The sequence below is a fragment of the Bosea sp. (in: a-proteobacteria) genome, assembly GCA_023910605.1.
GTDB lineage: Bacteria > Pseudomonadota > Alphaproteobacteria > Rhizobiales > Beijerinckiaceae > Allobosea.
The window spans coordinates 518,316-539,165 of the sequence record JAAVVV010000001.1 but is presented as its reverse complement, the minus strand read 5'-3'; the positions used below and the strand labels follow the sequence as shown (position 1 = coordinate 539,165).

20 protein-coding genes are annotated in these 20,850 nt (G+C 67.7%); 10 read left to right on the top strand and 10 right to left on the bottom strand.

Annotated features, from left to right (window positions below; translation table 11 throughout):
* Positions 1-46: 46 nt before the first annotated feature.
* The 5 genes from HEQ16_02765 to HEQ16_02745 all read right to left on the bottom strand — a co-directional run bounded on the left by HEQ16_02765 (position 47) and on the right by HEQ16_02745 (position 4,063).
* Positions 47-361, bottom strand: coding sequence for an HPr family phosphocarrier protein (locus HEQ16_02765; protein MCO4052977.1), 315 nt, complete (start codon positions 359-361; stop codon positions 47-49).
* Between the two features lie 96 nt (positions 362-457).
* Positions 458-859 carry a PTS sugar transporter subunit IIA gene (locus tag HEQ16_02760; GenBank protein ID MCO4052976.1) on the bottom strand — a complete coding sequence of 134 codons (402 nt, stop codon included), beginning with the start codon at positions 857-859 and terminating at the stop codon, positions 458-460.
* A 166-nt stretch (positions 860-1,025) separates the two neighbouring features.
* Entirely contained in the window at positions 1,026-1,520 is a 495-nt protein-coding gene (locus HEQ16_02755; GenBank protein MCO4052975.1) for a hypothetical protein, read from the bottom strand.
* Positions 1,517-3,316, bottom strand: a complete 1,800-nt coding sequence (locus HEQ16_02750) for a HAMP domain-containing protein (GenBank protein ID MCO4052974.1) — start codon at positions 3,314-3,316, stop codon at positions 1,517-1,519. The genes HEQ16_02755 and HEQ16_02750 overlap by 4 nt, the downstream gene beginning before the upstream one ends.
* Positions 3,317-3,361: 45 nt before the next feature.
* A complete protein-coding gene (locus tag HEQ16_02745) occupies positions 3,362-4,063 on the bottom strand; it encodes a response regulator transcription factor (protein MCO4052973.1) in 702 nt (233 codons plus the stop codon).
* 207 nt (positions 4,064-4,270) lie between these two features.
* On the opposite strand from HEQ16_02745, the gene HEQ16_02740 reads away from it, so the two are divergent.
* The 4 genes from HEQ16_02740 to HEQ16_02725 all read left to right on the top strand — a co-directional run bounded on the left by HEQ16_02740 (position 4,271) and on the right by HEQ16_02725 (position 9,045).
* Positions 4,271-4,987: a HugZ family protein gene (locus HEQ16_02740; GenBank protein MCO4052972.1), complete on the top strand. Its 717-nt coding sequence runs from the start codon at positions 4,271-4,273 to the stop codon at positions 4,985-4,987.
* A 208-nt stretch (positions 4,988-5,195) separates the two neighbouring features.
* Positions 5,196-6,806, top strand: a complete 1,611-nt coding sequence (locus HEQ16_02735; GenBank protein ID MCO4052971.1) for a phosphoenolpyruvate carboxykinase — start codon at positions 5,196-5,198, stop codon at positions 6,804-6,806.
* A 41-nt stretch (positions 6,807-6,847) separates the two neighbouring features.
* The gene (locus HEQ16_02730; GenBank protein ID MCO4052970.1) at positions 6,848-7,888 is read left to right on the top strand and encodes a DUF4105 domain-containing protein; all 1,041 of its coding nucleotides are present in this window, start codon (positions 6,848-6,850) and stop codon (positions 7,886-7,888) included.
* 86 nt (positions 7,889-7,974) lie between these two features.
* A complete protein-coding gene (locus HEQ16_02725) occupies positions 7,975-9,045 on the top strand; it encodes a BMP family ABC transporter substrate-binding protein (protein ID MCO4052969.1) in 1,071 nt (356 codons plus the stop codon).
* 300 nt (positions 9,046-9,345) lie between these two features.
* Here the strand turns inward: HEQ16_02725 and hisA are convergent, their stop codons facing one another.
* The 4 genes from hisA to hisB are packed head-to-tail and all read right to left on the bottom strand — an operon-like array spanning position 9,346 to position 11,813.
* Positions 9,346-10,077: a 1-(5-phosphoribosyl)-5-[(5-phosphoribosylamino)methylideneamino]imidazole-4-carboxamide isomerase gene (hisA, locus tag HEQ16_02720; GenBank protein ID MCO4052968.1), complete on the bottom strand. Its 732-nt coding sequence runs from the start codon at positions 10,075-10,077 to the stop codon at positions 9,346-9,348.
* Positions 10,065-10,718, bottom strand: coding sequence for an imidazole glycerol phosphate synthase subunit HisH (hisH, locus tag HEQ16_02715; protein ID MCO4052967.1), 654 nt, complete (start codon positions 10,716-10,718; stop codon positions 10,065-10,067). The genes hisA and hisH overlap by 13 nt, the downstream gene beginning before the upstream one ends.
* Complete coding sequence (locus tag HEQ16_02710) at positions 10,715-11,218, bottom strand: DUF2628 domain-containing protein (protein ID MCO4052966.1); 504 nt, start codon at positions 11,216-11,218, stop codon at positions 10,715-10,717. The genes hisH and HEQ16_02710 overlap by 4 nt, the downstream gene beginning before the upstream one ends.
* A gap of 7 nt (positions 11,219-11,225) precedes the next feature.
* On the bottom strand, positions 11,226-11,813 hold the full coding sequence (hisB, locus tag HEQ16_02705) for an imidazoleglycerol-phosphate dehydratase HisB (GenBank protein ID MCO4052965.1): 588 nt from the start codon (positions 11,811-11,813) through the stop codon (positions 11,226-11,228).
* 188 nt (positions 11,814-12,001) lie between these two features.
* On the opposite strand from hisB, the gene hslV reads away from it, so the two are divergent.
* From hslV to HEQ16_02680, 5 genes are all read left to right on the top strand, one after another.
* Positions 12,002-12,532: an ATP-dependent protease subunit HslV gene (gene hslV, locus HEQ16_02700; protein MCO4052964.1), complete on the top strand. Its 531-nt coding sequence runs from the start codon at positions 12,002-12,004 to the stop codon at positions 12,530-12,532.
* A gap of 9 nt (positions 12,533-12,541) precedes the next feature.
* The gene (gene hslU, locus HEQ16_02695; protein ID MCO4052963.1) at positions 12,542-13,852 is read left to right on the top strand and encodes an ATP-dependent protease ATPase subunit HslU; all 1,311 of its coding nucleotides are present in this window, start codon (positions 12,542-12,544) and stop codon (positions 13,850-13,852) included.
* Between the two features lie 57 nt (positions 13,853-13,909).
* Positions 13,910-15,499 (top strand): murein biosynthesis integral membrane protein MurJ, encoded by a 1,590-nt coding sequence (murJ, locus tag HEQ16_02690; GenBank protein ID MCO4052962.1) that lies wholly within the window; start codon positions 13,910-13,912, stop codon positions 15,497-15,499.
* A 95-nt stretch (positions 15,500-15,594) separates the two neighbouring features.
* Complete coding sequence (gene trpS / locus HEQ16_02685) at positions 15,595-16,647, top strand: tryptophan--tRNA ligase (GenBank protein MCO4052961.1); 1,053 nt, start codon at positions 15,595-15,597, stop codon at positions 16,645-16,647.
* Positions 16,648-16,722: 75 nt separating this feature from the next.
* A complete protein-coding gene (locus tag HEQ16_02680; GenBank protein MCO4052960.1) occupies positions 16,723-17,220 on the top strand; it encodes a universal stress protein in 498 nt (165 codons plus the stop codon).
* Between the two features lie 190 nt (positions 17,221-17,410).
* Here HEQ16_02680 and typA read toward each other — a convergent pair whose 3' ends face one another.
* Complete coding sequence (typA, locus tag HEQ16_02675) at positions 17,411-19,237, bottom strand: translational GTPase TypA (protein MCO4052959.1); 1,827 nt, start codon at positions 19,235-19,237, stop codon at positions 17,411-17,413.
* Positions 19,238-19,632: 395 nt separating this feature from the next.
* Between typA and hrcA the strand changes: the two genes are divergently transcribed.
* Positions 19,633-20,727 (top strand): heat-inducible transcriptional repressor HrcA, encoded by a 1,095-nt coding sequence (hrcA, locus tag HEQ16_02670; GenBank protein ID MCO4052958.1) that lies wholly within the window; start codon positions 19,633-19,635, stop codon positions 20,725-20,727.
* The last annotated feature ends 123 nt before the right edge of the window (positions 20,728-20,850 follow it).

Sequence of the window (20,850 nt, the reverse complement as noted above, 5' to 3'; positions counted from 1 at the left end):
GATTTCTTTATGTGAACGATTTCTTAAACGCGGCGACAAGGCCCCTTCATTCGCCCTCGCCGAACCTGTCCGCCACCAGCGCCGCGATGGCGTCGAGCGCCTCGGCCGCGTCATCACCCAGCGCCGCGACCGATATGGTGGTGCCGATCCCGGCGCCCAGCGTCAGCAGGCCCATGATGGAGCGCCCGCCCACGGTCTCGCCGCAGCGGTTGATCCAGACGTCGCAGGAGAAGCGGTCCACCGTCTGCACCAGCTTGGCGGTGGCGCGGGCGTGAAGGCCCTTGCGGTTGACGATCTGGAGCTGGCGCACGAGCGCGCCTTCGGGAAAGGTGGCTTCCGGGCAATCGCCGTCCAGATCCATGGTCTCAGTCCGCTCGCTCAGGGAGCGGCCGGGACCTGTCCGCGCAAGGCGGATGCGGCCCTCGGCCACGCCGGGGGCAGCACCATTTCACGGATGTCAGCGCCCTGCAAGCAAGCGGCTGGCGATATTGATGTATTTGCGTCCTGCCTCCTGGGCGCAGCCAACGGCGTCATCGATCGGCTTGTCCTCGCGCACGGAGGCCAGCTTGATCAGCATGGGCAGGTTGATGCCCGCCAGCACCTCGACCTTGCCTCCGTTCATGGCGGAGATGGCGAGGTTGGAGGGCGTGCCGCCGAACATGTCGGTCAGCACCACCACGCCCTGGCCGCTGTCCACGGCATGGATGGCTTCAATGATGTCGATGCGGCGGCTCTCGATGTCGTCATCGGGCGCAATCGCGATTGTTGCTATCTGCTTCTGGGGACCCACGACGTGCTCCAGCGCGGAGCGGAATTCCGTTGCGAGGTGTCCGTGCGTCACGAGGACGAGGCCGATCATGTCAAACCCTGCGCGAGCGCTTCCAGGCACCCAAAGAGCCGGGTTTATATGAGGCAAAGCCGGTTGCAGTGCAAGATAAACCCGCAGGTCATTTGGGCGCAGCGGCGCGGCCCGCCCTGGACGCCCTTCGAACCCCCTCGGGCCGCCGGCAGCGCCTGTCCGAAGCTCAGGCTTCGCGCCAGGGCTCGTCGCAAAAGAGCGAGAGCGCGGCGAGCACCAGACTGTCGGCGCCCGCCCCGGCGATCGCCGCTCCGCCGAGGGCCGCAATGCGCGGCAGCATGACGCCGCCAAGATCCACGACAAGGTCCTGCGGCTCGGGCAGCCTGTCAGGCGGCTCGGGCGACAGGTCGACCACGAGCCTGACGCAGGCGGCCGCCTCGTGCTCGGCCGGGGTCAGGCCAAGGCCGCGGCGCTCGACCAGGCCGGCAATGGCGGGGTGCGGGCGCGCCAGAAGGCGGCCGGACCGCGCCTCGACCAGGACCCGGTCATCGGCGACGAGACGGCCGAACAGACCGCGCGCCCGCGCCGCCGCCAGCAGCGCCAGGCACAGCGCCGTCTTGCCGGCGCCGGGCTCGCCGCGCACCAGCACCGCGCCCTCGCCGATGAGGACGCAGCTGGCGTGGATGGCGGGGGCAGGGGCGGCGGCGGGCGGCGCTTTCATCGCTGGCCGCGCTTCGGGGCAGGAGGAACCAGCGGCAGCGTGATGGCGAAGCGGGCGCCGAGCCGCGCGGGCTCGCCATCGGCGGCGGGCGGGCCCAACCGGTTCGTCGCCGTGATCGAGCCGCCATGGGCATCGATGATCTGGCGTGAGATGGACAGGCCGAGGCCCGAATTCTGGCCGAAGCCATGCTCGGGCCTGTCGGTGTAGAAGCGCTCGAAGATCCGCTCGAGCGCGTGCTCGGGAATGCCGGGCCCGTCATCGTCGACGGTGACGAGCAGCTGCTGGGCAATGCGGCGCAGGCCGACGCGGACCTCTGCCCCGGGGGGCGAGAAGGAGCGGGCATTGTCGAGGATGTTGATGATGACCTGCCCGAGCCGCCCGTCATGTCCGAGCACGAGGCTGGGCTCGCGCAGCACCGAGGCGTCAATGCTGAGGCGGATGGGAGCCTGATCCTGATTGGCGATGCCGTTCTGCATGCCGACGACTGTCTGCAGCAGATTCGCGATGTCAACCGGCGCCGTCTCGCCGCGCGCAAGCTCGGCATCCAGCCGCGAGGCGTCGGAAATGTCGGTGATGAGCCGGTCGAGGCGGCGCACGTCATGGTGGATCACCTCCAGCAACCGGGCGCGCGAGGCGTCGTTGCGGGCCAGCGGCAGCGTCTCCACCGCGCTGCGAAGTGAGGTGAGCGGGTTCTTCAGCTCGTGCGCGACATCGGCGGCGAAGCTGCCGATCGCATCGATGCGGGCGTAGAGCGCGCTGGTCATGTCGCGCAGCGCCCCCGAGAGCTGGCCGATCTCGTCGTGACGATCGGTGAAGTCGGGGATCTCCTGCCGCGACTTGACCCGGCGGCGCACCCTGACGGCGGCCTCCGAGAGCCGGCGCAGCGGCTCGCCGATGGCGTTGGCGAGCAGCAGCGAGAGCAGCGTCATCACGACCGCGGCCACGGCGAAGACCTGCAGGATGGCGTTGCGGTCGGAGATGATCACCTGATCGATGTCGCCGCCCTGCGTGGAGAGCAGAAGCGCGCCGCGCACATTGCGCTGGCGCTGGATCGGCACCGCGACGGAGACCGTCGTTTGGCCCAGCGCATTGACGCGCACGACGTTGCGCTGCTGGCCCTGAAGCGCGCGCGCCACCTCGGGCAGGGCCGTGCCGACCCCCGGCTCGCTGTCGTCGTAGCTGGCGATCTCGGCGCGCCCGAAGCGGCGGCGGATGCTGTTCCAGGTGCGCTCGACCATGGGGATGTCGTCGCGCACCACCGGGGCCACCTCACGCCTGAGGATGTCGCCGCGACTATAGATCGCGGCGGTGTCGAGCACCAGGAGCGCCTCGCGGTCATACACCCGCGCGCGGGTGCCGGTCGGCGTCACCAGGCGCCGCAGAAGCGGGCCAACCAGTTCTGGGTTGATCGAGAACTGCAGGATGGACTGCAGGTCCTCGCCCAGCCCCGAGCTTTCGCCAGCCTGGAGCTGCAGCAGCTTGTCGGGGTCAATCGCGATCTGGTCCGTCTCGACCGTGGCCGAGGCCGCGATGGCGCTGGCGATGATCTCGCCTTGCGTCTGGAGGCTCTGCACGCGCGCCTCGATGAGGCCCTCGCGGAACTGGTTGAAGTAGAGCAGCACGAAGAGCAGGATCACGAGCCCCGCAAGGTTCAGAACGAGGATACGGCGCGTCAGGCTCGAGGCGAGGCGCTTGGCGAAGAACGCGCCGAAACCGGGCACCCGGCCCCTGACCGCCGCCAGGGCTCCGCGCACGCGGCCCGCGCCCAATGGTTTGTCGTCTCGCAGGGGCGTCACGGCTGGCTCCCGTAGCCGCCTCGGGGCCCGAACGGCATATCAGGATCAACCTTCCTTGAAGCGATAGCCCACGCCATAGAGCGTTTCGATCATCTCGAACTCGTCATCGACCATCTTGAACTTCTTGCGCAGCCGCTTGATGTGGCTGTCGATGGTGCGGTCATCGACATAGACCTCGTCATCATAGGCCGCATCCATCAAGGCATTGCGGCTTTTGACCACGCCCGGCCGCTGGGCGAGGGACTGCAGGATCAGGAACTCGGTGACGGTGAGCACGACCTGCTCGCCCTTCCAGGTGCAGGCGTGCCGTTCGGGATCCATCTTCAGGCTGCCACGCTCCAGCGCCTTGGCGTCCTCCGCACGCGGCGTGGCCGGCAGGTCCTTGGTGCCGACGCGGCGCAGGATGGCTTTCACCCGCTCGACCAGCAGGCGCTGCGAGAAGGGTTTGCGGATGAAGTCATCCGCGCCCATCTTCAGGCCGAAGAGCTCGTCGATCTCGTCATCCTTCGAGGTGAGGAAGATCACCGGCATGTCGGATTTCTGGCGCAGCCGGCGCAGAAGCTCCATCCCGTCCATGCGCGGCATCTTGATGTCGAAGATGGCGAGATCGGGCGGATTCTGCTTCAGTCCCTCAAGGGCCGAGGCGCCGTCGGTGTAGGTGCTGATGCGAAAGCCTTCCGCCTCGAGCGCGATCGATACGGAGGTCAGTATGTTGCGGTCGTCATCGACCAGGGCGATGGTGGGCATCAATCTTCTTCCTCACGGCGGCCGGGAATTGTGGCGACGGGGCAATTGGTTTGACGCCGAGGGCGGCGAAACCATGGCCACAATCTAGCGATTGCGCGGCGCGAGCGCTACGCTTGCTCTAAATAGGAATTGAACGCCCTCCTTGCCAGAAGAGACACCAAATTGAGCAGCAGCCAAACCATCCGCCAGACCGATGACGATGCGCGCATGCTGGCGCGCCAGCTCATCCGCGCCAGCCCCTTTGCCAGCCTCGCGACGCTGGGTGCGGATGGGTTTCCGCTCGCGTCGCTGATCAGCGTGGCCACGGGCCCGGATGGCGCGCCGCTGCTGCTGGTGTCACGCCTGTCTGGCCACACAGGCAATCTGCTGGCCCGGCCCAGGCTGTCCCTTCTCTTCGCGCGCCCGGGCAAGGGCGATCCGCTGGCGCATCCGCGCATCAGCGTGGCAGGGGAGGCCGAGGCGCTCGACCGCGACAGCGCGGCCGGGGAGCAGGCGCGGCGGCGCTTCCTCGCGCGGCAGCCCAAGGCGCAGCTTTACGTGGACTTTCCCGACTTCCTGCTTGTGCGCGTGGCAATCCGCTCGGCGAGCCTCAATGGCGGCTTCGGCAAGGCCTATGAGCTGACGGCCGAGGACCTGCTCACGCAACTGGACGAAGCCGAAGCGCTTGTCGCGGCAGAGGCGGAGATACTCGCCCACATGAACGAGGACCATGCCGATGCGGTGGGCCTTTACGCAACCGCGGTCGCAGGCTGCGCGGCCGGTCCCTGGCGGATGCTCAGCCTCGATCCGGATGGCTTCGAGATCGGCGCCCAGGGCGCGCTGGCGCGCATCGCCTTTCCCGCGCGGGTGACGACGCCCGAGGCCGCTCGCATCGCGTTGATCGGCCTCGCACGCGCAGCCCGCAGCGCTCAGGGCGCAGCCTAAGGATTCCTGCCCCTTGTCATTCAGCATTGGATCTTTACCAAAGAGATGGAAACCTTTGGCCTTGGGGCGCGTATCACGCCGGTCGCCGCTTCGGAGCGCTTGAGCGGGCTGCCAAGCCCGCGTAAAATCCCGGCCTACGGCCGGGGCTCGTCCGGCTTCAGCACAGGCGCGCGGTCTTCACAGACGCGCCGGTCAGGAGGAATGCCCCGTGGACAATATCGGACTTTTCAATGCATCCCATGGCGCGGATGCATCCGGCTTCGTGAACCTCAAACGCGTGCACTGGAATCTTGAGGCCGCCGCGCTGGCGGAGGAATCGATCCGCCGGGGCGAGACGCGCCTTGCCGCCGGCGGCGCGCTGGTGGCGGACACCGGCGCCCATACCGGACGCTCGCCCAAGGACAAGTTCACCGTCCGTGACGTCCTGACCGACGGCACGGTGTGGTGGGACAATAACGGCGCCATCGAGCCCGGCCATTTCGACGCGCTGCTGGCGGACTTCATCAAGCACGCCGAGGGCAAGGAGCTGTTCGCGCAGGACCTTCATGGCGGCGCCGATGGCAAGCACCGCGTGAAAGCGCGCGTCTTCACCGAATTCGCCTGGCACTCGCTGTTCATCCGCAACCTGCTGATCCGCCCGCCCGCGGGCGAGCTTGCCAGCTATGTGCCGGACCTGACCATCATCGATCTGCCCTCGTTCAAGGCCGACCCCAAGCGTCATGGCTGCCGGAGCGAGACCATCATCGCCGTCAACTTCACGCGGCGCATCGTGCTCATCGGCGGCACCTCCTATGCCGGCGAGATGAAGAAGGCGGTCTTCACCTATCTCAACTTCACCCTGCCCGCCGCGGGCGTGATGCCGATGCACTGCTCGGCCAATGTCGGGCACAATGGCGACGTGGCCGTGTTCTTCGGCCTTTCGGGCACCGGCAAGACGACGCTCTCGGCCGACCCGACGCGCACGCTGCTCGGCGATGACGAGCATGGCTGGTCGCAAGATGGCGTGTTCAACTTCGAAGGCGGCTGCTACGCCAAGACAATCCGCCTGAGCCGCGAGGCCGAGCCCGAGATCTACGCCACGACCGAGCGTTTCGGCACGGTGCTGGAGAACGTCACCATCGACCCCGTGACACGGCGGCCCGATTTCGACGATGCCTCGCGAACCGAGAACACGCGCTGCGCCTATCCGCTCGACTTCATCCCCAATGCCAGCGGGACCGGGCGCGCGGGCCACCCGAAGAACATCGTGATGCTGACCTGCGATGCCTTCGGCGTGCTGCCGCCCATCGCCAAGCTGACGGGCGCGGAAGCGATGTATCATTTCCTCTCCGGCTACACCGCCAAGGTGGCCGGCACGGAGAAGGGCGTGAAAGACCCGGAAGCCACCTTCTCGACCTGCTTCGGCGCGCCCTTCATGCCGCGCCACCCATCGGTCTACGGCAACCTGCTGCGCGACCTGATCGACCGCCACCATGTCGATTGCTGGCTGGTGAACACCGGCTGGACGGGCGGCAAGTTCGGCGCCGGGCGGCGCATGCCGATCCGCGTGACGCGCCGGCTGCTGGCCGCTGCGCTGGAGGGCACGCTGAACCGGGCCGATTACCGGCGGGACCCCTATTTCGGCTTTGCCGTGCCGACCTCGGTTCCGGGTGTGGAGCCGCATGTCCTCTATCCTGTCAAGACCTGGCAGAACAAGGCGGAGTTCTCCGAGACGGCGACCCGGCTCGTCGCCATGTTCCGCGAGAACTTCAAGCGCTTCGAAGCTCATGTCGATGACGCCGTGAAAGCCGCTGCGCCCGTCAGCAGCATTGCGGCCTGAGCGGCTTGGGTCTGACGGCGGCAGGGCTTCGCAGGGCATCCATGCTGGCCGCCGGCCTCATCCTGGCGTTGGCGTTGGCGCTCGCCACTGGGTGGGCCACGCTCGCACTCTGGCACCGCGCCCCCGCCCCCTCCTGGGCGTGGGCTGCCGGATTCGCGCTGGCGGCTTTCGGCTGCCTTGTCCTGGCCTGGCGGCTGGGCCCGCCTCTGAGCCAGGGCTGGCCGGCGCTTGTCGCCTTCCTCGCGCTCCTGGCCGTGGTGATGGGCTGGTGGAGCAGCCTGCGCCCCAGCGGCGGGCGCGTCTGGGCGGAGGCGCTGTCGCGGCTGCCGAGCGTCACGGTCGAGGGCGAGCGCTACACGATCACCAATGTGCGCAACTTCACCTGGCGCGCGACGGTCGGCGACGCCGATGAAGGCTCGGGCGAGGAGGTGGCCGAGGCGCGCTGGGAGACGCGCAGCTATGATCTGTCCAAGGCCGCGGGCATCGACCTGTTCTTCTCCTACTGGACCGGCCCGCTCATCGCCCATGTGCTGGTCAGCGTGACCTTCGACGATGCGCCGCCGCTGACCTTCTCGATCGAGATCCGCCGCGAGCGCGGCGAGGTCTATTCGGCGCTGGCGGGCTTCTTCAAATCCTACGAACTCGCCATCATCGCCGCCGACGAGCGCGACATCGTGCGCCTGCGCACCGATGTCTGGAAGGAGGATGTGCGGCTTTACCGGCTCGATGTCGGGCGGGACAAGGCGCGGGCGTTGCTGCTCGCCTATGCAGACCAGATCAATGCGCTCAAACGCGAGCCGCGCTGGTATGACACGCTCGGCGCCAACTGCTCGACCGTGGCCTTCCGCATCGCGCGCGGGCTCTGGCCGGGCCTTCGCTTCGACTGGCGCATCCTCGCGCCCGGGCGCGGGCCTGATTATGCCCATGAGCTTGGCGCGCTGCGCAGCGACATTCCGCTCGACGAGCTCAAGCGCCTCGCCGCCATCACCGAGAAGGCGCAGAAACTCGCCCCGGATGCGGACTTCTCCGCCGCGATCCGCGAGGGCGTGCCTGGACCGCGCGGCATCCGTCAAAACCCGTAGGCGGCACGTCCGGGCTTCTGTTTTCCCGTCGGAAGGCTGTAGATTGCGGCCTCGGGCCGCAATGGCCGCCACCGGGGATCCAATCCATGAAACACAGCATTCTGGCTGGCCTTCTGGCCGGCGCCTTCACTCTGTCGGCCGGGGCCGCGCTCGCTCAGGAGAAGCTCAAGATCGGCTTCATCTATGTCGGGCCCATCGGCGATTTCGGCTGGAGCTACCAGCACGAGCAGGGCCGCAAGGCGATCGAGGCGGCGTTCCCCGGCCGGGTCGAGACCACCTTCATCGAGAGCGTGCCGGAGCCGACCTCCGACCGCGTGATCGAGCAGCTGGCCCGCACCGGCCACAAGCTGATCTTCACCACCTCCTTCGGCTACATGGAGCCGACGCTGCGGGTGGCCGCGCGCTTTCCGGACGTGAAGTTCGAACACGCCACCGGCTTCAAGCGCGCGCCGAACGTCGCGACGTATTCCGCCAAGTTTCATGAAGGGCGCTACATCGCCGGCCAGATCGCCGGAAAGATGACGAAGACCAACACGATCGGCTATGTCGGCGCCTTCCCGATCCCCGAGGTGATCGCCGGCATCAACGCCTTCTATCTCGGCGCGAAATCGGTGAACCCCAATGTCGAGATCAGGACGGTGTGGGTTTCGTCCTGGTTCGATCCTCCGAAGGAAGCGGACGCCGCCAAGGTGCTGCTCGATCAGGGCGCCGACGTGATCACCCAGCACACGGACAGCCCCGCGCCGCTGCAACAGGCCGCCCAGCGCGGCAAGCTCGCCTTCGGCCAGGCCTCGGACATGACCCAGTTCGCGCCGAACAACATCCTGACCTCGATCATCGACGACTGGAACCCCTACTACATCGAGCGCGTCAGGGCGGCGCTGGACGGCACCTGGAAGTCGCAGGACGTGTTCGACGGGCTCGCCAAGGGCAAGGTGAAGATGGGGCCTTACGTCAACATGCCCGCCGACGTGAAGGCCATGGCGGAAGCCACCGAAGCCGCCATCAAGGCCGGCACGTTCGACCCCTTCAAGTGCCCGATCATCAACCAGGCCGGCCAGACAGTGGAATGCAAGGGCGACGGCAAGCTCTCCGACGAGCAGGTGTTCGGCATGAACTTTTACGTGCAGGGGATCAAGGATCAGTTGCCGAAGTGAGGAGGCCAATGGTCATGCCGGACGGCGCAGGAGGGCTGGTCCGGGAGCGGCTGGTGGGTGGATAGCCTGTCGATTGCGTTTGGCGCGATTATGGTTCGAACACAGCATTCGACAGGTCTCGGGCGGCTGAAGCACCCAGCCGGCACGGCCTGAAACGCGAAGCAGCGCCGAAAACGCCCTTGCCGAAGCAGGCGGAACCAGAACCCAGCCGCCCGATTCACCAAGCCCGATCAGAAATGGCGTTGTTGGAGGTGTCCGAACCGAAAGGGATTGGTCATTGAAAACCTGACTCCCTGAGAATCACTTCAAAAGCGCCAACGCTGCGGCGGGGTCGATGCGGCCGTCATAGAGGGCGCGGCCGGTGATGGCCCCTTCAAGGATGGCGGCGTCCGGCTGCATCAACCGCTCGATGTCGTCCATCGAGGCAAGCCCGCCCGAGGCGATCACCGGGATGCGCAGCGACTGCGCCAGCGCGATGGTGCCGTCCCAGTTGACGCCCTGCAGCATGCCATCGCGCGCGATGTCGGTATAGACGATGGCCGCGACGCCGGCATCCTCGAAGCGCTGGCCGAGGTCCACGGCGCTGAGCGAGGAGGTCTTCGCCCAGCCCTCGACCGCCACCTGCCCCTCGCGCGCATCGATGCCGACGACGATCCGGCCCGGATGGGCGCGAGCGGCTGCCTTGACGAAGGCCGGATCGCGCACTGCCGCCGTGCCGATGATGACGCGGGCCACGCCCCTGGCGAGCCAACCCTCCACGGTGCGCATGTCGCGAACGCCGCCGCCAAGCTGCACCGGGAAGGACACGGCCCCCAGTATGGCGTCCACCGCCTCGCGATTGACTGGAGCGCCCGCAAAGGCGCCGTCGAGATCCACCACATGCAGCCAGGAAAAGCCCTGCGCCTCGAAGATGGCGGCCTGCGCGGCGGGATTGTCGTTGAACACGGTCGCGCAGTCCATGTCGCCCTGTCGCAGGCGCACGCACTCACCGTTCTTGAGGTCGATGGCGGGAAACAGGATCACGGACGCCACCGGAGGAAGTTGGCGATGAGGGCCAGGCCCAGTTTCTGGCTCTTCTCCGGGTGGAACTGCGTGCCGGCCATGTTGTCGCGCCCCACAAGCGCCGCGACAGGGCCGCCATGATCGGTGCTGGCGATCAGGGAAGATTCATCCCGTGGGCGCAACGCATAGGAATGCACGAAATAGGCGTGCAGACCATCAGGCCCCGTCGCAATGCCGCCGAGCAGCGCATGCGGGCGCGCCACATCCAGCGTGTTCCAGCCCATGTGCGGGATCTTGAGCGCAGAATCGGCGGGCGTGATCGGCCCCACGTCGCCCGCGATCCAGCCCAGCCCGTCGACGATCTCGTGCTCGAGCCCGCGGCTGGCCATCAGCTGCATGCCCACGCAGATGCCGAGGAAGGGCTTGCCGCCGGCGATGACGGCTTCGGTCATGGCCTCGATCATGCCCGGCACGGCGGCGAGCCCGCGCTTGCAGTCGGCAAAGGCGCCGACGCCGGGCAGCACAACCCGCTCGGCGCGGCGCACCTGCCCGGGATCGGCCGTCACCACCACCGCATGCGGCAGCCCGGCCGCGCGCGCCGCGCGCTCGAAGGCCTTGGCGGCGGAGTGCAGGTTGCCCGAGCCGTAGTCGATGATCGCGACGACGCTCATGGTCTCCCCTGCGAATCGGGGAAGAGGCCGAGCACGCCGTAATCGGGAGCCGGCGGCTGGCCGGAGCGCTGGAGTCCGGGCGTGGCCGTCGCGGCCTCGCGCGCGTCGAGCGCGTCGAGCGCGCCGGCCTGCTCGAAGAAGCGGCGCGCCACCTGGTCGATCTCCTTGCCCTCGACAACGCCCGCCAGGCGCCAGCCCTTGCGCAGCAGCTTGCGCTCGATCAGCGCGTGGCCCTCGAGTCCGAGATAAAGCCCGATCAGCATCTGCGCGAGCGCCAGCCCGAGCGGGTGCACGCCGATTGCGCGCCCACCGAAGCCGATGGCCGCCCACAAGGCCACGAACACGGCGAAGGCCAGCCACAGGCGCTTGGCCAGGAGCCACAGCCCCGTGAACAGAAAGGCCGACAGCAGGAAGCCGTCTTTCAGGAACAGCGTGCGCTCGGCCCGTTCATGGGCGTCGCCGTCGCCGGGCGGCGGGGTGAGAACGGTGAATACAGCCATTGTTACCTCACAGCGCGCCCTTGGTGGAGGGAATGCGCCCGCCCTCGCGCGGATCGACCGCCAGCGCGACCCGCACCGCGCGCGCCAGCCCCTTGAAGCAGCTTTCCGCGATGTGGTGGGCGTTGGCGCCATAGAGCGTCTCGACATGAAGCGTCAGACCGGCGTTCATGGCGAATGCCTGGAAGAACTCGCGCACCAGTTCGGTGTCGAACTCGCCGATCTTCTGCGCGGGGAAAGTGGTGCGGAACACGAGGAAGGGCCGCCCCGACACGTCCACGGCCACGCGCGTCAGCGTCTCGTCCATCGGCAGGTCGAGGCTGGCGTAGCGCGCGAGGCCCTTCTTGTCGCCCATGGCGGCAAGCACGGCCTGGCCGAGCGCGATGCCGGTGTCCTCCACGGTGTGGTGGAAATCCACATGCAGGTCACCCTTGACACGGGCGGTGACGTCGATGAGCGAATGGCGGGCGAACAGCTCCAGCATATGGTCGAAAAAGCCCACGCCTGTGCTGATCTCGGCCTTGCCGCTGCCGTCGAGATCGACTGCGACGTGCACGTCGGTTTCCGCTGTGCGGCGCTGGATTTCGCCTGTGCGCATGGCCCTTGCCCCCGCGTTCTGGTGTCGGGCGAGGCTTTAGCAGCGCGGCGCGGCGATGGCCACCATGGAATGAGCGCCCGCCCCTGGTCCGGGGCCGTTGGTCCGGGGCCGCAGAATCGCTACATAGGCGTGATGACAGCAGCCCCGAAAGCGATTCGACCATGATGGAGCACGGCGCCCTTCCCGTGATGCACGCCACCACCATCCTGATGGTGCGCAAGGGCGGCAAGGTGGTGGTCGGCGGCGACGGGCAGGTATCGCTCGGCCCCACCATCGTGAAGGGCAATGCCCGCAAGGTGCGGCTGCTCGCCAAGGGCTCGGTGATCGCCGGATTCGCGGGCGCAACCGCCGATGCCTTCACCCTGTTCGAGCGGCTCGAGGCCAAGCTGGATCAGTATCCGGTGCAGCTCATGCGCGCCTGCGTCGAGCTGGCCAAGGACTGGCGCACGGATCGCTATCTGCGCCGGCTGGAAGCCATGCTGCTGGTCGCCGACAGGCAGGTCGGCCTTCTGCTCTCCGGCACGGGCGATGTGCTTGAGCCGGCCGACGGGATCATGGCGATCGGTTCGGGCGGCAACTACGCGCTGGCGGCGGCGCGCGCCCTGGCCGACACCGATCTCGATGCCGAGGCCATCGTGCGCAAGGCCATGGCCATCGCGGGCGACATCTGCGTCTACACCAACCACTCGCTCGTGATCGAGAGCCTGGACGTCGCCTGAGGAGCCGGCATGACAACCTTCTCACCCCGCGAGATCGTCTCCGAGCTCGACCGCTACATCGTCGGCCAGAAGGACGCCAAGCGCGCCGTGGCCATCGCGCTGCGCAATCGCTGGCGCCGCCAGCAGCTTGAAGGCGTGCTGCGCGACGAGGTCAGCCCCAAGAACATCCTGATGATCGGGCCGACCGGCTGCGGCAAGACCGAGATCGCCCGCCGGCTGGCGCGGCTGGCGGGCTCGCCCTTCCTCAAGGTCGAGGCCACGAAGTTCACGGAAGTGGGCTATGTCGGCCGCGACGTGGAGTCGATCGTGCGCGATCTGCTGGAGGTCGGCATCGCGCTTGTGAAGGAGGGTCGCCGCCGCGAGGTCCAGGCGAGGGCGCATGCGGCGGCGGAGGAGCGGGTGCTCGACGCGCTGGTCGGCGCGACCGCCAGCCCCGCCACGCGCGACAGCTTCCGCAAGAAGCTGCGCAATGGCGAGATGGACGACAAGGAGATCGAGGTCGAGCTGCCGACCGGCGGCGCAGGCGGGATGCCCATGTTCGAGCTGCCCAACCAGCCCGGCGCCTCGATCGGCGCGATCAACATCGGCGACATCTTCGGCAAGGCCTTTGGCAAGACCGGCAAGCCGCGCCGCATCCTCGTGAAGGACGCCTATGAGCCTCTCATCCAGGAAGAGAGCGACAAGATGCTCGATCAGGATGCGCTTGTGCAGGAGGCCATCCGCCAGGTCGAGAACAACGGCATCGTCTTTCTCGACGAGATCGACAAGATCTGCTCGCGCGAGGGGCGCTCCGGCGCCGATGTCAGCCGCGAGGGCGTGCAGCGCGACCTGCTCCCTCTCATCGAAGGCACCACGGTGGCGACCAAGCACGGCCCGGTGAAGAGCGATCATATCCTCTTCATCGCTTCGGGCGCCTTCCATGTCGCCAAGCCCTCCGACCTGCTGCCCGAGCTGCAGGGTCGTCTGCCGATCCGGGTCGAGCTGCTCCCCCTGGATGTGGACGACTTCCGGCGCATCCTCACCGACACCGAGGTCAGCCTGCTCAAGCAGTCGGTCGCCATGATGCAGACCGAAGGCGTGAGCCTTGTCTTCACCGATGATGCTGTGGATGCGCTCGCCCGCGTCGCGGTCCACGTCAACGCCACGGTGGAGAACATCGGCGCGCGCCGTCTGCAGACCGTGATCGAGCGCGTGCTGGACGATCTCTCCTTCGCAGCGCCCGACAAGGGCGGCGAGATCGTCACCATCGACGCGGCCTATGTCCAGCAGCGCGTCGGCGATCTGGCGCAGAACACGGACCTCTCGCGCTTCATCCTCTGAGCCCGCAATGCGCCGCCCCATCTCCCTTTCGCCGCAAAACACGGTCATCGTCCCGAAATGACAGACCGCACCGCCGAGCCGGCCTCACATCTGGCGCGCGACTCGGCCATAGTCGGCCTTGCGACGGTGGCCTCGCGGCTGCTCGGCTTCGTCCGCGACGTGCTGATCGCGCGGGCGCTGGGGGCTGGGCCTATTGCCGACGCCTTCCTCGTGGCCTTCCGACTGCCCAACATGTTCCGGCGCGTGCTGGGCGAGGGCGGGCTCAACGCCCCGTTCGTGCCCGTCTACCTCAGCCTCAAGACCCACGAGGGCGATGCCGAGGCGCGCCGCTTCGCCGGCGAGGCCATCGGCAACTTCGCGGCGATCCTGCTGCTGATTGTCGGCTTGTCCGAGCTCATCGCCCCCTGGCTCGTGCTGGGGCTGGCGGGAGGCTTCAGGGATGCGCCGCTCACCTTTGCGCTCGCGCAGAACTACACGCGCCTTGCCCTGCCCTTCGTGGGCTTCACCGTGCTGGCCTCGCTGGTCGCGGCCATCCTCAATGCCGAGAGGCGCTTTGCGGTGGCGGCGCTGGCGCCCATCATGCTCAACCTCGTGCTGATAACCTCGCTGTTGTGGGACGGCCATCATGATCAGCCGGCTTTCCGCGTCGCCAAGAACCTCGCCTGGTGCGTCAGCCTGGCGGGCGCCTTGCACCTGCTGCTGGTGTTCTGGGCGCTGGGCTGGAAGCCGCCCCGCATCCCGCCCATCCGCCTTGGCTGGTCGCCCGCCATGCGCCGGCTCGTCCGCCTCGGCGTGCCAGCCCTGCTGGCCAGCGCCACCGCGCAGTTCGTGCTGCTGGTCGCGACGCAGATCGCGTCCAGCCAGCCCGGCGCCGTCTCCTGGCTCTATTACGCCGACCGCGTCTTCCAGTTGCCGCTCGGCTTCGTGGCCGTGGCGATGGGCGTCGTGCTGCTGCCCGAGATCGCTGCGCGCGAGGCCGAAAGCGATGAGGCCGGACGGCGCGCGACCGTGAGCGGGGCGCTGGCGCTCGGCCTGATGCTCGCCATTCCGGCCGCCACGGCGCTGGCTGTGCTGGCCGAGCCGATCGTGGCGGTGCTGTTCGAGCGCGGCCGCTTCGGTCCGGTCGATCGCGAGCGCACCGCGGCGGCGCTCGCGGCCTTCGCGGTGGGGCTGCCGGGCGCGGTCATCGCCAAGGTGCTGGCCCAGGTCTATTTCGCACGCCAGAACCCCGGAAAGCCGCTTGCCGTAGGGCTGGTCTCGATCGGCACTGCGGCGCTGGGCGGAATGTTCCTCGCGCCGGGCATGCCGGCCACGGGGGCGGCTCTGGCGGCGTCCCTCGCCTTCTGGACGCAGAGCCTGCTGCTGGCGCTGTGGCTCGTGCACGACCGGCTCTGGGCGCCGGGCCTGGCCCTGCTGCGCCTCGTCCTCATCGGCGCGACCGCCGCAGCCCTGATGGGCGTGGCCGTCACCTGGCTCGGCGCCGGCATGTCCGATGCCCTCATCGGACGCCAGGCGGGGCTGCGCGAATTTGCGCTGCTGACGGGACTCTGCGCGGCAGGCCTCGGCGTCTATGCTGCGGCGGCCTGGGCTTTCGGCGCGCTCCGCACCGGTCTCGCCATCCACGGCATCAGAAAATCCGCGCCCTGAACGCGGCTGGCCGCGCCGGCCCGCGCAGCGCACTTGTCAACGCGCGCGCCCTTGCCTCATAAGGCCGCGAAACCCGTTTTCGATCGGACTGCGCCATGGCCTCCTTCACCCCCCGCGTCTTTTCCGGCATGCAGCCCACGCACACGCTGCACCTCGGCAACTACCTTGGCGCCCTGAAGCGCTGGGTCGAGATGCAGGAGAGCCATGAGTGCATTTACTGCGTGGTGGACATGCACGCCATCACCCAGCCCGCCTCCGTCTGGGGCGGGCCCGAGGTGCTGACCCGCTCGATCCGCGAGGTTACGGCCGCCTACATCGCCGCCGGCATCGATCCCATGCGCTCCATCCTGTTCAACCAGAGCCAGGTGTCCGGCCATGCGGAGCTGGGCTGGATCTTCAACACCGTGGCGCGGCTTGGCTGGCTCAACCGCATGACCCAGTTCAAGGAGAAGGCCGGCAAGGACCGCGAGAACGCCTCGGTCGGCCTTTATGATTATCCCGTGCTGATGGCCGCCGACATCCTGCTCTACAAGGCCACTGCCGTGCCGGTCGGCGAGGACCAGAAGCAGCATCTGGAGCTCACACGCGACATCGCGCAGAAATTCAACGTCGATTTCGCCGAATCCATCGCCGCCAAGGGCCATGGCGACGCCTATTTCCCGCTCACCGACCCGATGATCGGCGGGCCGGCGGCGCGCGTCATGAGCTTGCGCGACGGCACCAAGAAGATGTCGAAATCCGACCCGTCGGACTATTCGCGCATCAACATGACCGATGATGCCGACACGATCGCGCAGAAGGTGCGCAAGGCCAAGACCGACCCTGACGCCCTGCCCTCCGAGGAGAAGGGGCTGGAGGCCCGCCCCGAGGCCGACAATCTGGTGGGCATCTTCGCCGGCCTCGTCGACACCTCCAAGCAGGCCGTGCTCGACCAGTTCGGCGGCGCGCAATTCTCCGGCTTCAAGGCGGCGCTGGTCGATCTTGCGGTGGCCAGGCTTTCGCCGATCAACGGCGAGATGAAGCGCCTTCTGGCGGACCCTGCCGAGATCGACCGCATCCTCGGCGATGGCGCGGCCCGCGCCCGCGCCATCGCCGACGTCACCATGGCCGAGGTGAAGGACATTGTCGGCTTCGTGCGCGCCCGCTGAGGGCCGCCGCCGCTACGCCTTGCTTTTGCCCTGAGCCTTCGCTCATGATCGCGGCCGGCGGCGGAGCGGACCCTCATGACAGCGACAACGCGGCGGGCTTACGAGCCGGGCCATCGGCCGAAATTCATGGCCGTGGTCGACGAGACTCCCGAATGCGGCCGCGCCGTCCGCTTTGCGGCCCGCCGCGCGGCCCGCATCGGCTCTGTGGTGCTGCTTGTGGCCGTGGCGCCGCCGCCCGAGTTCACGCAGTGGCTGGGGGTGGGCGACGTGATGCAGGCCGAAAGCCAGGCCGAGGCGGAGCGCCGGCTGGAGAATGCGGCCGAGATCGTGCGCGCCGTGGCGGGTCTCGAGCCCGAGACACAGGTGCGAATGGGGCAGGAGGCCGAGGAAATCCTCAAGCTGATCGAGGAGGATGAGGACGTGGCGATCCTCGTGCTCGCCGCGGGCGCCGATGCCGACGGGCCAGGCCCGCTCGTGAGCATGCTGGCGGGGCTGAGCTCAGGGCAGTTTCCCGTGCCGCTCGCAATCGTGCCCGGCCATCTGAGCGATCAGGAGATTGACGCGCTGGCCTGACGCCTCAGCCGGCCCTGCCGGCAGGGCGTCAAGCCTGCCGGATTGGGCAGGGGCGGCCATCATGGCCATCTGCCCGAACCACGCGGCGCAGTGGCGGGCCGGAAGAGAGCGCCGCGATCAGCGATGCAAGACACGAAAAGATAGACAACGGCAATCTTGCGGAAGAGCAAGGTCGAAACAGCCGCGAGCCTCAGCTCGCCAGCGCTTCCTTCATCTTCTCGGCGCGCTTGCGCTCATTCGGGTCAAGCTTCATCTTGCGCAGCCGGATCGATTTCGGCGTGACCTCGACAAGCTCGTCATCCTGGATCCAGGCCAGCGCCCGTTCCAGCGTCATGCGGATCGGCGGGGTCAGGCGCACGGCCTCGTCCTTCGAGGTGGTGCGGATGTTGGTGAGCTTCTTGCCCTTGAGCACGTTGACCTCAAGGTCATTATCCCGGCTGTGGATGCCGATGATCATGCCCTGATAGACCTTCCAGCCCGGCTCGATGACCATCGGGCCGCGATCCTCGAGGTTCCACAGCGCATAGGCCACGGCCTCGCCGGCATCGTTGGAGATCAGCACGCCGTTGACGCGGCCCGCCATCTCGCCGCGATAGGGCTGATAGGCGTGGAAGAGCCGGTTCATGATCGCCGTGCCGCGCGTGTCGGTCATCAGCTCGGACTGGTAGCCGATCAGGCCCCGTGTCGGGGCATGAAACACGAGGCGAAGACGATTGCCGCCCGAGGGGCGCATCTCCAGCATCTCGGCCTTCCGCTCGCTCATCTTCTGCACGACGATGCCGGAGTGCTCCTCGTCCACGTCGATCAGCACTTCCTCGATCGGCTCGAGCAGATTGCCCCCGGCGTCCTTCTGGTAGACGACTCGCGGACGCGAGACGCCCAATTCGAAGCCCTCGCGGCGCATTGTCTCGATCAGGATGGCAAGCTGCAGTTCGCCGCGGCCGGAGACGATGAAGCTGTCCTTGTCGGCGCTTTCCTCGATCTTGAGCGCGACATTGCCTTCGGCTTCCTTGAGGAGCCGGTCGCGGATGACGCGGCTGGTCACCTTGTCGCCCTCGGTGCCGGCCAGCGGGCTGTCATTGACGATGAACGACATCGAGACGGTGGGCGGGTCGATCGGCTGGGCCTTCATGGCCTCCATGACCTCCGGCGCGCAGAATGTGTCGGCGACCGTGCCCCTGGACAGGCCCGCGATCGCGACGATGTCGCCCGGAACGGCCTCGTCGATCGGCGTGCGCTCGACGCCGCGGAAGGCGAGGATCTTCGAGACGCGGCCGGTTTCGACCAGCGTGCCGTCCTGGGCCAGCGCCTTGATCGGCATGTTCGGCTTGATCGAGCCGGAGGTGACGCGACCGGTGATCATGCGGCCGAGGAAGGGGTTGGCCTCCAGCAGCGTGCCGATCATGCGGAACGGGCCTTCCTCGGTCTTGGCCTGCGGCACATGCGTGAGCACCAGGTCGAAGAGCGGGGCGAGGCCCTCATCCTTCGGACCTTCCGGCTTCGCCGCCATCCAGCCATCGCGGCCCGAGCCGTAGAGGATGGGGAAATCGAGCTGGTCGTCATTGGCGTCGAGCGCGGCGAAGAGGTCGAACACCTCGTTGACCACCTCGACATGGCGTCCATCCGGACGGTCGATCTTGTTGATCGCCACGATGGGGCGCAGGCCGAGCTTCAGCGCCTTGCCGACCACGAACTTGGTCTGCGGCATCGGCCCTTCGGCGGCGTCGACCAGCACGATCACGCCATCGACCATGTTGAGGATGCGCTCGACCTCGCCGCCGAAATCGGCGTGGCCCGGCGTGTCGACGATGTTGATGCGGACATCCTTCCAGACCACCGAGGTGCACTTGGCGAGAATGGTGATGCCGCGTTCCTTCTCGAGGTCGTTCGAGTCCATCACGCGCTCGGCCACACGCTGGTTGTCGCGGAAGGAGCCGGCCTGGCTGAGCAGCTTGTCGACAAGCGTGGTCTTGCCATGGTCGACGTGGGCGATGATGGCGATGTTGCGAAGCGACATGGTGGCGGACTTTGCGATTGCGGGCGGCGGCTGGCCGCGCAGAGGTCGGATGACGGGCGATTGACGGACGTTGAGGCCGGACGCCGGGAAGGACCGGACGGCCAGCCAAAAAACAGGGGAGGCGCAGGCTCGGGCCCGATGCCGACCCAGCTTGCGCCCCCCAATTCGTTGCGCTGCAATATCACCAGCCGGGGGTTGGATGCAATTGGAAAGGCAGATGGCGCGGTTCTGGGTCATTTCAATGAAAAACGCGTGACAGACGCTTGATTGCCGCGCCGCGCGATGGCCTGATGCGGAGTTGAAACGGTTCAGGCGCCCATGCTGGCACGGCAGGCTCGTGCGAGCCGCATCGGGCGCGGTGGACGGGACGGTCTGGACAGGGAGAGAAGGCAGCGATGACACAGCTTGTGCGCCCTCCGGCAAGGGCGTCTGCCCTCGCCAATGGCGGCGGCGTGGATGAACGCTCGCGGGAGATCTTCCGCCGGATCGTGGAGAACTATCTCGCCAATGGCGAGCCGCTGGGCTCGCGCAACCTCTCGCGCATCATCCCCATGACGCTGTCGCCGGCCTCGGTCCGCAACGTCATGTCGGATCTCGAAGAGGCGGGCCTCATCTTCGCGCCGCACACCTCCGCCGGCCGCATGCCCACCGAAAAGGGCCTGCGCTTCTTCGTCGACGCCATGATGGAGGTGGGCGACCCGACCGGGGACGAGCGCGCCGCGATCGAATCCCAGGTGCGCGCCGCCTCGGGCCGTTCGCTGGACGGGGTTCTGGCCGAGGCCTCGATGCTGCTCTCCGGCCTGTCGCGCGGCGCCGGCGTGGTCCTGGCCAGCAAGACCAATGCGCGCCTGAAGCATGTCGAGTTCGTGATGCTCGATCCGACCCGCGCGCTGGTCGTGCTGGTCAGCGCGGATGGCCAGGTCGAGAACCGCATCCTGGCGCTGCCGCCCGGGCTTCCGGCCTCCGCGCTGGTCGAGGCGACCAACTTCCTCAACGCCCGGCTGCAGGGCCGCACCATCAGCGAGATCCGCGCCGATCTCGAGACGCACCGAGCGCAGGTGGCGCAGGAGCTCGACATCCTGACGGGTCGCCTCGTAGAGGCCGGGCTTGCCGTCAGCGTCGGCGAGGAGGGCGCGCGCCAGCTCATCGTGCGCGGGCAGGCCAATCTGCTCGAGGATCTCGACGCGCAGGAGGATCTCGAGCGCATCCGGCTGCTCTTCGCCGATCTCGAGACGCAGAAGGAGGTGATCGAGCTGCTCTCCCGCGCCGAGACGGCCGATGGCGTGCGCATCTTCATCGGCTCCGAAAACAAGCTGTTCTCGCTGTCAGGCTCCTCGCTCATCGCCGCGCCTTTCCGTGACAGCCGCCAGCAGATCATCGGCGTCGTCGGCATCATCGGCCCCACCCGGCTCAACTATGCCCGGATCGTGCCCATGGTCGATTTCACCGCCAAGGTGGTGTCCGACATGATGATGAAGCGCGAGGGCTGATCGCCGGGCGGTCCCTGCCGGCCGCGCATGCTGTCCGACAACAGCGCCTTGATGCAAAGTGCCCACTCCGGTCCTCGCGGAATGCGCGGCGATGCGCAACCAGGCGTTCGCCATGCCCGACAA

Bases quoted from the DNA above. Each gene is read 5' to 3' on its own strand.
- HEQ16_02725 (MCO4052969.1), top strand. From the start codon at position 7,975: ATGAAACACAGCATTCTGGCTGGCCTTCTGGCCGGCGCCTTCACTCTG.
- hisB (MCO4052965.1), bottom strand. From the start codon at position 11,813: ATGCGCACAGGCGAAATCCAGCGCCGCACAGCGGAAACCGACGTGCAC.
- hrcA (MCO4052958.1), top strand. From the start codon at position 19,633: ATGACACAGCTTGTGCGCCCTCCGGCAAGGGCGTCTGCCCTCGCCAAT.
- HEQ16_02765 (MCO4052977.1), bottom strand. From the start codon at position 361: ATGGATCTGGACGGCGATTGCCCGGAAGCCACCTTTCCCGAAGGCGCG.
- HEQ16_02680 (MCO4052960.1), top strand. From the start codon at position 16,723: ATGACAGCGACAACGCGGCGGGCTTACGAGCCGGGCCATCGGCCGAAA.
- typA (MCO4052959.1), bottom strand. From the start codon at position 19,237: ATGTCGCTTCGCAACATCGCCATCATCGCCCACGTCGACCATGGCAAG.
- HEQ16_02710 (MCO4052966.1), bottom strand. From the start codon at position 11,218: ATGGCTGTATTCACCGTTCTCACCCCGCCGCCCGGCGACGGCGACGCC.
- HEQ16_02740 (MCO4052972.1), top strand. From the start codon at position 4,271: ATGCTGGCGCGCCAGCTCATCCGCGCCAGCCCCTTTGCCAGCCTCGCG.
- HEQ16_02745 (MCO4052973.1), bottom strand. From the start codon at position 4,063: ATGCCCACCATCGCCCTGGTCGATGACGACCGCAACATACTGACCTCC.
- murJ (MCO4052962.1), top strand. From the start codon at position 13,910: ATGACAGACCGCACCGCCGAGCCGGCCTCACATCTGGCGCGCGACTCG.
- HEQ16_02755 (MCO4052975.1), bottom strand. From the start codon at position 1,520: ATGAAAGCGCCGCCCGCCGCCGCCCCTGCCCCCGCCATCCACGCCAGC.
- HEQ16_02730 (MCO4052970.1), top strand. From the start codon at position 6,848: ATGCTGGCCGCCGGCCTCATCCTGGCGTTGGCGTTGGCGCTCGCCACT.
- hslV (MCO4052964.1), top strand. From the start codon at position 12,002: ATGCACGCCACCACCATCCTGATGGTGCGCAAGGGCGGCAAGGTGGTG.
- trpS (MCO4052961.1), top strand. From the start codon at position 15,595: ATGGCCTCCTTCACCCCCCGCGTCTTTTCCGGCATGCAGCCCACGCAC.
- HEQ16_02760 (MCO4052976.1), bottom strand. From the start codon at position 859: ATGATCGGCCTCGTCCTCGTGACGCACGGACACCTCGCAACGGAATTC.
- hslU (MCO4052963.1), top strand. From the start codon at position 12,542: ATGACAACCTTCTCACCCCGCGAGATCGTCTCCGAGCTCGACCGCTAC.
- hisH (MCO4052967.1), bottom strand. From the start codon at position 10,718: ATGAGCGTCGTCGCGATCATCGACTACGGCTCGGGCAACCTGCACTCC.